The organism is Paenarthrobacter sp. 4246 (assembly GCF_040546855.1).
Taxonomy (GTDB): Bacteria; Actinomycetota; Actinomycetes; order Actinomycetales; family Micrococcaceae; genus Arthrobacter.
Map to the genome: position 1 here is coordinate 103090 of NZ_JBEPOP010000004.1, position 12615 is coordinate 115704.

13 protein-coding genes are annotated in these 12615 nt (G+C 63.8%); 2 read left to right on the forward strand and 11 right to left on the reverse strand.

What is annotated here, in order from left to right; genetic code table 11:
* Nucleotides 1-2841: an FAD-binding and (Fe-S)-binding domain-containing protein gene (locus ABIE35_RS08360; RefSeq protein ID WP_354514005.1), complete on the reverse strand. Its 2841-nt coding sequence runs from the start codon at nucleotides 2839-2841 to the stop codon at nucleotides 1-3.
* 131 nt (nucleotides 2842-2972) lie between these two features.
* On the opposite strand from ABIE35_RS08360, the gene ABIE35_RS08365 reads away from it, so the two are divergent.
* Nucleotides 2973-3641: a GntR family transcriptional regulator gene (locus ABIE35_RS08365; RefSeq protein WP_354514007.1), complete on the forward strand. Its 669-nt coding sequence runs from the start codon at nucleotides 2973-2975 to the stop codon at nucleotides 3639-3641.
* A 47-nt stretch (nucleotides 3642-3688) separates the two neighbouring features.
* Here ABIE35_RS08365 and ABIE35_RS08370 read toward each other — a convergent pair whose 3' ends face one another.
* The 4 genes from ABIE35_RS08370 to ABIE35_RS08385 are packed head-to-tail and all read right to left on the reverse strand — an operon-like array spanning nucleotide 3689 to nucleotide 7023.
* Nucleotides 3689-3922 carry a DUF6480 family protein gene (locus tag ABIE35_RS08370; RefSeq protein ID WP_091465072.1) on the reverse strand — a complete coding sequence of 78 codons (234 nt, stop codon included), beginning with the start codon at nucleotides 3920-3922 and terminating at the stop codon, nucleotides 3689-3691.
* Nucleotides 3923-3957: 35 nt separating this feature from the next.
* Nucleotides 3958-4833 (reverse strand): SMP-30/gluconolactonase/LRE family protein, encoded by an 876-nt coding sequence (locus tag ABIE35_RS08375; protein ID WP_354514009.1) that lies wholly within the window; start codon nucleotides 4831-4833, stop codon nucleotides 3958-3960.
* Between the two features lie 10 nt (nucleotides 4834-4843).
* Nucleotides 4844-6301, reverse strand: a complete 1458-nt coding sequence (locus ABIE35_RS08380) for an MFS transporter (protein ID WP_354514011.1) — start codon at nucleotides 6299-6301, stop codon at nucleotides 4844-4846.
* Nucleotides 6298-7023 carry a TetR/AcrR family transcriptional regulator C-terminal domain-containing protein gene (locus ABIE35_RS08385; RefSeq protein ID WP_354514013.1) on the reverse strand — a complete coding sequence of 242 codons (726 nt, stop codon included), beginning with the start codon at nucleotides 7021-7023 and terminating at the stop codon, nucleotides 6298-6300. Before ABIE35_RS08385 ends, ABIE35_RS08380 begins: the two co-directional genes overlap by 4 nt.
* 121 nt (nucleotides 7024-7144) lie before the next feature.
* Between ABIE35_RS08385 and ABIE35_RS08390 the strand changes: the two genes are divergently transcribed.
* Nucleotides 7145-7888 (forward strand): DUF2306 domain-containing protein, encoded by a 744-nt coding sequence (locus tag ABIE35_RS08390; RefSeq protein ID WP_354514015.1) that lies wholly within the window; start codon nucleotides 7145-7147, stop codon nucleotides 7886-7888.
* A gap of 40 nt (nucleotides 7889-7928) precedes the next feature.
* Here ABIE35_RS08390 and ABIE35_RS08395 read toward each other — a convergent pair whose 3' ends face one another.
* The 6 genes from ABIE35_RS08395 to ABIE35_RS08420 all read right to left on the reverse strand — a co-directional run bounded on the left by ABIE35_RS08395 (nucleotide 7929) and on the right by ABIE35_RS08420 (nucleotide 12527).
* Nucleotides 7929-9218, reverse strand: coding sequence for an adenylosuccinate synthase (locus ABIE35_RS08395; RefSeq protein WP_026005435.1), 1290 nt, complete (start codon nucleotides 9216-9218; stop codon nucleotides 7929-7931).
* 226 nt (nucleotides 9219-9444) lie between these two features.
* Complete coding sequence (locus ABIE35_RS08400; RefSeq protein ID WP_354514017.1) at nucleotides 9445-9975, reverse strand: hypothetical protein; 531 nt, start codon at nucleotides 9973-9975, stop codon at nucleotides 9445-9447.
* Nucleotides 9972-10727 (reverse strand): hypothetical protein, encoded by a 756-nt coding sequence (locus ABIE35_RS08405; RefSeq protein ID WP_354514018.1) that lies wholly within the window; start codon nucleotides 10725-10727, stop codon nucleotides 9972-9974. Before ABIE35_RS08405 ends, ABIE35_RS08400 begins: the two co-directional genes overlap by 4 nt.
* Nucleotides 10714-11238, reverse strand: a complete 525-nt coding sequence (locus ABIE35_RS08410) for a signal peptidase I (RefSeq protein ID WP_354514020.1) — start codon at nucleotides 11236-11238, stop codon at nucleotides 10714-10716. The genes ABIE35_RS08405 and ABIE35_RS08410 overlap by 14 nt, the downstream gene beginning before the upstream one ends.
* Nucleotides 11235-11894, reverse strand: a complete 660-nt coding sequence (locus ABIE35_RS08415) for a SipW-dependent-type signal peptide-containing protein (protein ID WP_354514022.1) — start codon at nucleotides 11892-11894, stop codon at nucleotides 11235-11237. The genes ABIE35_RS08410 and ABIE35_RS08415 overlap by 4 nt, the downstream gene beginning before the upstream one ends.
* A gap of 3 nt (nucleotides 11895-11897) precedes the next feature.
* Nucleotides 11898-12527, reverse strand: a complete 630-nt coding sequence (locus tag ABIE35_RS08420; protein ID WP_354514024.1) for a SipW-dependent-type signal peptide-containing protein — start codon at nucleotides 12525-12527, stop codon at nucleotides 11898-11900.
* Between the last annotated feature and the right edge of the window lie 88 nt (nucleotides 12528-12615).

Below are 12615 nucleotides of genomic sequence, written 5' to 3' on the forward strand. Positions count from 1 at the left end.
TCAGGGTCGGGTGACCTCTTCCAGTAGCTCCAGCACATGCCGGTATTGGGAACCCGTTGCCCGTGTCATGCCAAGTTCGCAGGTTCGGTTGCAGGAGGCGTGGGCTGCAGCGTTCAGGTCCACTACCTCCGCTGCTTGACGCGCGGTTGCCGATTCCGTCAGTTCCGGATGCAACATTCCCCTGTCACCGGCGAACGCACAGCAACCCCAGTTTTCCGGGATGTCCACGCGTTCCGCCACGGCACCGGCAACCACGCCCAGCGCCTCATTGAGACCCATTCGGGTCGAGGAGCACGTGGGGTGCAGGGCAAGGGATTGGAGCTTTTGGTGCTCGGGCAGCCGTGGCAGTATTTGTTCTGCGGCGAAGTCCACGGCGTCCACGATTCGCAGCGGAGCCTGGCCCTCCTCCGGGACGTCCGATTCCACCGCATGGCGCAGGCCTTCCGTGCAGGACGATGCGTCACAGACGATGGGCAGCTCGCCATCACGTGTCGCTTGCCGGAGCGCTGCCACGGTTTTCGCTTTCATGGTTTCCTGGCCGTCCGCCATCCCCTTGGAGGACCACGGCGTTCCGCAACAAAGGCCGTCAATCCCTTGCGGCACCAGAAGCGTGATGCCTGCCCGGGCGGAAAGCTGCTCGAAGCTGTACTGCACGCCGCGTCCGCCGGCTTCAGGTGATGCCACTGCCGGCCCGAACATGGTGTTGACGCAGGCAGGGAAATACACAGCGTCAACGTGCCCCGACTGCGCAGGGCGTTTCCGCGTTGAACCTCCGCCCGGAAGCTCCGCGGAGTAAAGGGGTACAGTATCTGTCCCCAGGACAGCGCGCGCCGCTTTATTGGGTGGCTCGATGACGGCGGCCGGAAGCTTGTCCACCACCGTCAGGGCAAGGGCTGCCCCTCGGGTGACCCCTTCCCAATGCTTGGCAGCAGCGTTCCACGCGCCGTTGGCGAGTTTGCCGGCGTCGTTTTTCCTCAGGCGTTTCACCAGCGATCCTGTGTTGATGTCCACCGGGCAGGCAGTTTGGCACATGCCGTCCACGGCGCAGGAGTCCACGGATTCGTACCCGTAGTCGCTCTCAAGCTCCTTCACCAGCGCCATGTCCCCAACCAGTCGCGCAGATTCGATGGCACGCAACGTGACGATTCTCTGTCGCGGAGTGAGCGTGATGTCCTTGCTGGGACACACCGGTTCGCAATAGCCGCAGGAAACGCAACGGTCCACTTCCTCCGCTACTGGCGGCGCTGTCTTGATATGCCGGAGGTGGGCCACCGGGTCCTCATCCATCACCACACCCGGGTTCAGCATGCCTGCGGGGTCGAAGAGCCGCTTGATGGTGCGCATGACGTCGTAGAGTTCGTCGCCGTATTGCCGGCGGACGAACGGGGCCATGACCCGCCCCGTGCCGTGTTCGGCCTTCAACGATCCTCCTTCGGCAAGGACGAGGTCCACCATGTCCTCGGTGAAGGCGCTGTATCGGTCCAGTTCGGACGTCGAAGCAAAGCCGTCGGTCAGCATGAAGTGGACGTTGCCGTCCTTGGCATGGCCGAAGATCACGCTGTTGCTGTACCCGTACTTGTCAAACAGCCCTATCAGGCCCCGGCAGGTACGGCCCAGCACGGGCACCGGCACCACAATGTCTTCCAACAGGGCCGTGGTGCCTTGGGGGCGCGCGCCGGCTACGGAAGCATAGAGTCCCTTTCGCAGCTGCCACAACTGGCCGCGTTCCTTGGCATCGGCGGTGAAGTGCGCGGGTGCTGACAAGCCCAGGCTCTGCAGAATACCCGAACCGCCGGCCTGAAGTTCGTCCAGCTGACCCGCGCTGCGTGCGGAGTACTCCACCAGGAGGGCGGCATGGTCACGGACCGCTATGTCATGGACGACGGCGGGCGTTCCCTTGAGCGTCTGGCCCACCTTGAGTGACAACGCATCCATCAGTTCAATGGTGGCCGCTCCTGTTTCCACCAGCCCGGGCAGCGCGGCGTTTGCTGCCTCAAGGTCCGGGAATACCAGCAGGCCCGCCGCAGCATGCTGGAGCCGCGGAATGGTCCGGAAAACCGCCTCAGCCACGAATCCCAGGGTGCCTTCGCTGCCGATGATCAGGTGCGCCATGATGTCTACCGGGTTCCGGAAGTCCAGCAGGGAGTTCAGCCCGTAGCCCATGGTGTTCTTCATGGAAAACTGCTGCCGAATCCTTTGGGCAGAGTCCGGGTTGGTCCGGACCCGCTCGGCCAGCTGCGCCAGGCCTTGGTAGAGATCCGGCTCAACGGTGCGGAGCTTTTCCCCGGCATCGGGCGCCCCGGTGTCTATGACCGTCCCGGAAGGCAGCACTACGGTCAGCGACTCCAAGGTGCGGTACGTGTTGTCCACGGTGCCGCAGTTCATGCCGGAGGAATTGTTGGCTACTACCCCGCCTATTGTGCACGCCGCTTCGCTGGCCGGATCGGGCCCGAACTTCCGGCCGTAGCGCGCGAGCCTCGCATTCAGGGCCCGAACGGTAACGCCAGACTGGACGCGAACGCGGGCGCCGTCGTCGAGCACCTCAATGTCCCTGAAGTTCCGGCGAACATCCACCAACACGCCATCGGTGACCGCCTGCCCGCTCAAGCTGGTTCCTCCGGAACGGAACGTCAGCGGCACGCCCTGGGCTGCGCTGGCTCGCAACAAACCTCCGACGTCGGAAGCCGACTTCGCTGTGATCACAGCCTGGGGAATCAACAGGAAATGCGAGGCGTCATGGGCATTGGCGTGGAGATCGATGGCCCGGGTACTTACTGCGGCGGGATCCGGCACCGCGGCACGGAAGCCAGCAAGGCTTAGTGAGGCCAACCAGGGCACCATCCAATTAGGTGTGGGAGCGGTCAAGTCGTGAGTTAATTGTCTAACAAGTACACATGGTGGTCAAGCTTGCGTTGTTGACTTGTCTGGCAAAATTGACTCGAAAGAGCCTTTCTCAACTCAAGGAGACCTTGTTGCCGGGCCGAGTTTCAGCCGTATCAATAGTCGATGCCGTCGCGGCCGATCTGCGGAGCCGCATCTTTTCAGGCGACCTGCGTCCCGGCGATACGTTGACGGAAACGGACGTCGCCACATCCTACGAAGTAGCCCGCCCCACGGCCAAAGCTTCGATCGAGAAGCTTGTACCCGAGGGTCTGCTGGAGCGGGGAACGCACAAAACCGCGCGCGTGGTGGAGCTCGGACCGGCGGCAGTGCGCGACATCTATCTCGCACGGGCCTACCTCGAAAGCGAGGTGTTGCGGCGGCTTGCCCTCAAGAAGGAAGTGCCGGAGGCAGCAGTCCAGGCCAACCGTGACATTGCTGCGCTGCGGAGCGGCACTCCTTTGGACGTGGTGGAACCTGACATGCGCTTCCACACCAGCTTGATTGACGCCGTTGGGAACCAGCGCATCAGCCGGATGTACCGTTCCTTGGTGGGTGAGGTCCGCATGTGCATGGTCCGGGTACAGACGCTGCACCTGTTGGACACCTCGTTGATTCACGCAGAACACCAGAAGATCCTGGAACTGATCGAATCCGGCCAGCCCGACGCCGCCGCCGCTCTACTCGACGAACACCTGGGCCGGGCGCGGGAACGTCTGGTGGACGCTATGGGAGGGAACTCACAAGAGGCCACCGCCTAGGCCAAGGGCGGCCCGTTCCACCGAATGATGCCCCATCCCACCGCGGCTTAGTCGAAGAAGCCGACGATGTAGCCGATGAAGAACAGCAGCGTCAGCAGGACGCCGGCACCGATGGCCGCCAGCCACAGGAACTGCGTGCCCTTTCGTGGGCCACCCTCGTCATGGCCCTGGGGGCCGGCGGTGGAGGCTTCGCCGGGAGGGGTCTCCCCTGGCGGCACCCCTCCACCCGGCTCCAAGCCGGTGATTTTGTCTTCGTATGGATCGGGGTTGCTGCCTGACACGTTCACTCCCTCGATAGCAGTGGCGGGTGCTGTGTTCAGGGTACTCTCATGGTCGTGTCCCGTGTCGAGGTCCGGAGCCGGTACAAGGACGTTGTGGCTGTGAGGTAAAGATCTTGACCGTCGGCCCCTCCGAAGCAGAGATTGGAGACCTTTTCAGGGACTTCGACGGCGGCCAGCAGCGCACCGCTGGGGGCGTAGACGCGCACTGACGAGCCCGCCGATGTCCACACGCGACCCTCGATGTCCACACGGAAGCCGTCCGAGGCCGAATCGTCTTCGAGCTCAACGAATGTGCTGCCAGTGCCGCACGAGCCACCGTTGACCGGGTAGACAGCAATCCGGAACGGCACTCCCAAGGCCGGACCCGCCGTGTCAGCCACATACAGGAGCGACTCATCCGGGGAGAACGCCAGCCCGTTGGGGTGGACCAGATCCGTGACCACGGGAGTCAGCTCTTCCGTTTCCGGGTCGAAGCGGAAGACGTAGCAACCGCCGTACTCCTGCTCACCTTCGTGCCCTTCCACCGTCCCGGGAAGAATTCCATAGGGAGGATCGGTAAACCAGACTGTGCCATCCCCAGCCACGACAACATCGTTGGGCGAGTTGAGCCGATGCTCACCGAACGCTTCAACGATCGGCGTCACCACGCCGTCGTGGTCCCGCTCAATGCGCCTGCGGCCGTGGCTGCACTGCACCACGCTGCCGTCACGGTCCAGCGTCCGCCCGTTGGTGTATTCGACGCCGGCGGCGTACTCGCGCGTCGCGCCGGTAGAAGGCGAGAACTCAAGGATCCTGTTGTTGGGAATGTCGCTCCAACGAACGGTCTGCGACTGCGGAATCCAGAGAGGACCCTCCGCCCAGACGGTTCCTTCAAACAACTTTTCCAAGGTGCCGGTGATCAGTTCATCCATGCCTTCGAGACTAATCGTTCGCGGGTTCCGAGCTGGGCTTCGCGGCCGGTTCGGCGGTGTTGCCCTTCCCCTCAGCAGGCATCGCCAGCACCGCAGCTACAGTAAGGACTGCGCTGACAAGCACAGCCACGAATACCGCAGTCGAGGCCGAAACGGTGGTTTGCGGATCGGGACCGCCGCTGGCGCCGTTGGCATAGATAGCGTTGGCAATGGCACCGAAAACGGCCACGCCAATGGAACTGCCGATGGAACGGGCAAACAGGTTGGTACCCGTGACCACCCCGCGTTCGTTCCATTTGACGCTGGTTTGCGCGGCAATGAGGCTCGGCGTTGCCACCAGCCCGAGTCCGAGTCCAACGATGAAGCACGCCACCGCCACCAGGATGACGCTGGGCGATGAGGCCGTGACGGCAAGGACAGCCGTGCCGATGACCGTAATCACGATGCCGATGATGCCTGTGTTCCGAAATCCGATCCGGAGATACAACCGGCCGGCTTGAGACGCACTGATGGGCCAGCCAATGGTCAAGGCTGCCAAGGCGAGCCCGGCCAAAAGGGGTGAGGTTTTCAGGGACCCTTCCAGGAACGTTGGGACGTAGGAAGTAAGCCCAAGCATGACGGCACCAACGCCGAAAGAGATCATCGCCGTCGTCGCCAGCAGCCTGCGGGAGACAACCCAAGGTGGCAGGACCGGCTCAGCAGCCTTCCTTTCCACCAAGAGAAACGCTGCGAACAACATGGCCCCGCCGGCAAAAACAGAGATGCTGATCGCGGAGTCCCAAGGCCATGCCTGGCCGCCCTGAAGCGCCCCCAGAATGAGCAGGCTCAACGAAACCGTCAGCAGCCCCGCCCCCAAATAGTCGATGCGGTGCCTGGTCCGCTCCACCTCCTCGTGGAAGGTCCGCAGGAGCATCCAACCCGCCAGAAGGCACAACGGGATGTTGATGAGGAAGATCCCGCGCCAGATTCCCAGCGATGCGAAAACGCCTCCCAACGTTGGTCCCACCACGGAGGAAACCGCCCACACGCTGGCCAGGTAACCCTGAACTTTGGCCCGCTCAGCCAGCGTGTAGATATCGCCGGCAATCGTGATCGCCACAGGTTGGACTGCCCCCGCACCGAGGCCTTGAAGGACCCGGAACGCGATGAGCGCCGGCATGCTCCAGGCCAGCCCGCAGAGAATCGAGCCAAGCAGGAACAGGCCAATCCCGCCCAAAATCATCGGCTTACGTCCCACAACGTCCGAGAGTTTGGCATAGACGGGCACCGAGACCGCCTGCGCCAACAGGTACGCAGAAAAGAGCCAGGGGAACGAGGCAAAACCGCCAATGTCCTCCACAATTGACGGCACCGCCGTGGCAACAATGGTGGCATCGATCGCCACCAGGCCCGTCGCGAGCATCAGTGCAATCAGAATAGGTCCCCGCCGGGATCGGAACCCGACTCCTTCTTCAGCCACTGTGCTCATGCGCGCTTACCCCCGCCTGATGTCCAGTTCCGTTGGTGGAGTCGCTCGAATCCGTCAAGAAGCAGGTCCAGGGCAAACTCGAACTCGAACTGGTCGTCACAGCCATTCCCCACCACAGACTCTTCGTCATGCGCTGCCGCCACAGCGATCCGAAATAGATTGGGATAGCTCTCCTCCATGTGCCGGGCCATCGCAGCCTGGGCTTCCGCCGTGATACGTGGCTGGTCCTTGGTGCCTTTCCCTGCCGAGGCGTCAAAGACCTCTTGGGTGAACCCCCACATCCGACTACCCAGGGCATGCATCACGTGGTGCGTCAGGTCCTCGGAGAATCCGCCCGCCAGGAACATGCCCACGAAGGAGTCCATGTATTCGAGGACCGCCGGCGTGGTGTTGGTGCGGGTTTCGATGACAGGGCGGGCCCAAGGATGTCGAAGGAGCGCCACCCTGGCCGAAAGCACCCGTAGACGGACCATGGTCTTCCACGGGGCATCGGGCACAGGTGGGTCGATCTCGCCGACGATGGTGTCCACCATGCCGTCCAGGAGTTCTTCCTTATTGGCGACGTGCTTGTAGAGCGCCATCGGAACTACGCCGAGTTCTTGGGCAAGCCGGCGCATACTCAGTGATTCGAGACCTACTTCGTCAGCGAGCGTGACGGCAGCTTGCAGCACTCGGTCGCGGTTCAAGGGCACGCGCCGCGCGGCCTCCGCCAGCTGGGTCATGTGTTCGTCCCTCCCCCTTCTCAGCCAAGGTCCGGGCATGGCCTTGACAGGTATACAGCGTACACCTAGTGTTTCGATCATAAAGGTGTACGCCGTACACCAAGAGCCTCGAGGCGGAGCCATGCGATCGAAAACCACCACATCTTTCCGGAGTCGCCGCATGGGGTGGGCCGTGCCTGCGGCGCTGATTGCCCTCAGCCTCATTCCTGTCGTCGCCGGCGCGGCGCGTCTTACTCAGCTGACTGGTGGCGCAGCCGTCACTCCGGAGAATGCCAGGTTCTTCGCCTCGCCCATCCCGGTGATAGCACACATCGTCACAGTCACGGTGTACAGCCTGCTGGGGGCTTTTCAGTTCGTCCCTGCCCTGAGGCGGGTCACCGGACTTCGCCGAGGCAGGCGGTCCTGGCATGAAATATCCGGGCGTATCCTAATTCCTGCGGGGCTGCTCGCCGGCCTGTCCGGCCTGTGGATGTCCCTGTTCTACGCCCTGCCGGAAACTGACGGTGAGGCACTGCTGGTTCTTCGGATGATCTTTGGTACTGCCATGGTTTTGGGCATCATCCTCGGAGTCCTGGCGATCCGCCGACGGGACTTCGCTGCGCACGGAGCCTGGATGACGCGCGCCTACGCCATCGCACTGGGAGCTGGAACGCAAGCCCTGGTGCTGCTGCCGTGGATCCTGATGGTGGGCCCCACCGACGAGACCACGCGTGCAGTCCTGATGGGGGCGTCCTGGGTCATCAACCTGGTGGTGGCCGAGTACGCCATTCGACGGCGCCATGCTGCGGCCGGTCGCAGACCCCGCCCGGCGGGTCGCGTCCTCACCCCTGAGACGACGACGGCGGGACACCGGTCGGTTCCGTGAGGAACCAAGGTGACCCGCCGTCGTCGTGGTTGAGTAAGACTTAGTCGTTGATCAGGTCGTGAACAACAATCGTCTGGTCGCGGTCCGGGCCGACGCCGATTGCCGAGAAGCGCGTGCCGGAGAGCTTTTCCAGGGCCAGCACGTAGTTGCGGGCGTTCTCCGGGAGGTCTTCAAGCGTGCGGGCGCCGGTGATGTCCTCGGTCCAGCCGTCAAAGTACTCGAAGACGGGCACTGCGTGGTGGAACTCCGTCTGCGTCATGGGCATTTCGTCGTGGCGAACACCGTCGACGTCGTAGGCAACGCAGACGGGGATCTGCTCGATGCCCGTGAGGACGTCCAGCTTGGTGACGAAGTAGTCCGTGAAGCCGTTCACGCGGGCAGCGTGGCGGGCCAGGACGGCGTCGTACCAACCGCAACGGCGGGGACGGCCGGTGTTCACGCCGAACTCGCCACCGGTCTTCTGCAGGTAAACGCCCATGTCGTCGAACAGTTCCGTGGGGAACGGTCCTGCGCCAACACGGGTGGTGTACGCCTTGATGATGCCGATGGAGCGTGAGATGCGGGTGGGACCAATGCCGGAGCCGACCGAAGCGCCGCCTGCCGTGGGGTTGGACGAGGTGACGAACGGGTAGGTGCCGTGATCGACGTCCAGGAACGTTGCCTGGCCACCTTCCATGAGCACAACCTTGCCCTCGTCCAGGGCGTTGTTGAGGACCAGCGTGCTGTCGATGACCAGCGGACGCAGGCGCTCAGCGAAGGCGAGGAAGTACTCCACGATCTCGTCCACCACGATGTCACGGCGGTTGTAGACCTTGACCAGGAGTTCATTCTTCTGGCGCAGCGAGCCTTCCACCTTTTGGCGGAGGATGGACTCGTCGAAGACATCCTGGACCCGGATGCCCAGGCGGGCCACCTTGTCCATGTAGGCGGGGCCGATGCCACGGCCGGTGGTACCGATGGCGCGGCTGCCAAGGAAACGCTCAGTCACCTTGTCCAGAACCTGGTGGTAGGGCGCAACCAGGTGGGCGTTGGCCGAGACGCGCAGGCGGGACGTATCCGCGCCACGGGCTTCGAGGCCGTCGATCTCCTGGAACAGGGCCTCGAGGTTCACCACGCAGCCGTTGCCAATAATAGGAATGGCGTTGGGGCTCAGGATGCCCGCGGGAAGGAGCTTCAGCTCATACTTCTCACCGCCAACAACCACGGTGTGCCCGGCGTTGTTACCGCCGTTGGGCTTGACCACGTAGTCAACGCGGCCACCGAGCAGATCGGTTGCTTTGCCTTTGCCTTCGTCGCCCCACTGGGCTCCGACGATCACGATAGCGGGCATGGGATCCTCCCCCATTCTTTCGGGCCAAGCCGCGATGGATTGGCGCCGTACATGAGAATGCCCCGACGATACCGGTGCAGCCTGCCATGAGGGCTGGCATACGCAAGAGTTCGGGGCTCTTACCAGCCAAGTTTAGCCGATGACGCCGGTTTCAATGGTGTCAAGGCGTCTTGAAAGGCGGCCGGGTGAAGTTTTCCCGAGGGAAACTTCGGCAGGCTTGCGACCACTACGCCGCGGGCAGATTCCGGCAGTTTCCGCCGAGACCGCCCACCAAGCCGGCGTTCGAGGCGACGGAGGCGGACTTGGACGTCCACCCGAGGTCCTTGATCACGATGGCGATTTGAAGCTCCGTTCCCAGGCCCAAGAACCCGCCCAACAGGTTGGTCTGGACGTCCGTGACGTATCCGGAGGTGGCATTCCCCGTGGTATTGCCGGCCAAGTTATACCCCGTCAGTGGAGCCAAGGCCGATCCCAGCCCGCTGGTGGACACCTGCACTTCGGCGTTGGCCAAGGTGTATCCCGCTGGTGGTTTCCAAAGAATACGAACGTAAGCACCGGCGCCAAGAAAACCGGGATCATAGGTGCACTGGCCATTCAGCGTGGGCGCTGGAATGGTCACCGTCCCGAAACTGCCTGCCGAAAACTGCCCCCGCTGCCAAGCCGCCTCCGTGACGGACGGCGGGTTCACCACCGAAAACACCACGGCAAGGGGCAACGCCAGCAATAGTCCCACCCGCGCCCGCTTGAACACAGTCACTGCACACCACCCCGCAGCCGGGCCAGCCCGAAACCGGCCGCGACCGCAACGACGCCAAGGAGCGCGAATCCTCCCAGCCGAAACCCCGTATCGGCCAGAGCGCCCGACGACGGCCCGGCCGGGTTTCCCGGAAAGCCTCCACTCCCGGCGTTCCCACCTGAACCGGCCCCGCCGCCCGCTCCAGCACCGTTGCCGCCGCCCGCTCCAGCACCGTTGCCATCCCCGTCCCCTGAACCGTGAAAGCCCACAACGATCTGCGTCCGGCTCCCCTGCACTTCACGGGGAACATCTTCCGCCAAGGTTGCCGTCAGCAGGACGTGGGCATCGGCCGATTCGGAGCTGCCAGGGCCCATGAGGTCCACCCGCACCCCACCCACACTGTTCAGCGATGTCCGGTGCATCAACACGCGGTGGCCGTCGGCGCAGGAATTTCCGATCCAAGGTTGGGCGCAGGACTGGAGTTCAACGCTGAGGAAGTCCCGCAGCACATCTGTTGCCACCGGCTCCGATATCAGCCCGACTTCGAGGGAGGCGGCCGGCTCACCACGGACAGTGACGTCCATGGCCCAATCTGCGCTCCCGCCCGGGGTGAGCCGATGCACCTGGCCGGCCGGACCGGCGTCGAGCTCCAACCAGCCGGACGGGTCGCTGTTGGCGGCAACAGTGACTGCACCTGCCGGAGCGGCAAGCGCGGCGCCCAGCATCAGTGCGCCCAGCAAACCCGCCATCCCCACTGAGTTACGCCGCGGCATGCTGCCCGGTCTTGCGTCGGCTTGGGCTCCGTGGCCACAGCACCCAGGTCACCAACGCGGACACGGCCACGGTGGTGGCGCCAAGGACCACAGGGTTGGCGGCCGCGGCCAGCGGGTGCGCGAGCCCCGGTACGGACCAGAGGACCAGTCGGGCTTTCTCCACGGTGTAGGGCGCTGGATCGGCTTCGGCGTTGGCATCGCCCTTCATGGTGATCGTTCGCGCGGTTCCGTCCGCAGGCACAATCGATTGGACCCTGTGCGTGATGGGCAGCTTCCCGGGCCTGTCCACGGTCACCACATCGCCAACGGCGATCTCATCCGCCGGGATCCCGCGGACCACGGCCAGTGAACCGGCCGGAATTGCCGGTGACATGGACCCCGTCTTGAACATGATCAACGTGATGTTGAACAGCAGCGCGCAAACCACCGCGAGGATACACACCGCGCCGCCCGCCGCAGCGATGTTCAACACGGTTTCCTGCAGACCGCCACGGATCCGACGGCGGCTCATGAGCTTGAGGTGGCAGTAAATTGCCAGGTAGCGGTGGCGGTTTGGCCCTGCAGGGCATTGTTGGCGCCAGCCGGAAGCGTCACTTCGAAGCAGAACTGCGTGGGCGCCCCGGGCAGCGTTGCTGTCGCGGCGGCCAGGGGATTGACGACGCCGGCCGCTTGCCCTTGCGTGAACGGTTTGGCGCCGTCGCTGCCCACCACGAACGTTGGCGACCCAGTAAACGACGCGGCCTCGCACGTCGCAGAACGAACCACCCTGTAGCGCAGGGCGGCGCCCAGATCAGCAGTGCCGATGCCGCTGCTGGTCACCACAGGTACACCAAGTACCACTTCGCCTGCCACGGAAGTTGCTTTGGTCCTGATGGCGAACGGCGCGTAGCCCACACTTCCGGGGCTCATGGCAGTTGCCGTGAAGGCCAGCGCCGCACCGGGCGATACATCATTGGCACTCCACGTCCCTGCGGCGCTGTACGGCTTGGTGACATTGGATTCGGTAACGAACGCACTCGCTCCGAAGGAACCCGTGGCGAAGTCGCTGTCGGTCCACGATGCCAGGGTCACGGAGCTCCCGAGCCCCAGCACCAAGGTCCCGGCAAGGAGTGCGCGTATGCGGAGCAGGGCCGCACCGCGCTTGGTTTCGGCTTCTCGTCGGCCCATGGATTACTGCGATTGTGCGGCGAATTCCCAGGTGGTGGTCCCGGATTGGGATTGGACGAGGTCATCATCGGCAGTGATCCGGAAGCAGAGGTTCACGGCGTCGCCGTCGGCCGTGCCGGCTCCTTGCGTCAGTGCGAAGGTGACGCTGCCCGGCGTCGTGCCCAATGCCTGCCCGGCTGTCACCAGCGTTCCCGTCACAGGTTCAGCGCACCCGAAATCGGTGGACTGCGTGAGCGAGTACGTCAGTCCGGTCAAAGCTCCGGTGGACGCTTCCGTGGAAACAGTGACCGTGGCATCGTTGGTTGTGGTGCCATCCAGCCTGACCGCGAAGGGGGCTGTGACCACATCGCCGGGCGCAAGGTTGGCTGGCGCGGCAGTGAAGCCAAGAGTTGCCGGGTCGGAAACGGGGTTCTCCCCGAAGGCGGTCCCGTCCGTGCTGCCCTCAAGGTTGAACGCACCGGCGGTGAAGGTTCCCTGGGCAAACTCGGAGTCATTCCACGCTGCCAAGGTGATCGCTGCGCCCACCCCCAGCACCAGCCCGCCGGCAAGGATGGCACGGATTCTAGGTGACTTTCCGGGAACGGCGTCGCGATGATCCGGTTCCGTCTCTGGTGATGCTGCCGATGCAACCACTATTACCCCCCACGATTGATGTGATGCTAACGATCAAGAGATCGGAGCCCGGAAGTGGAGGTCCCCCGTTGGTTTCCCCCAAAACCAC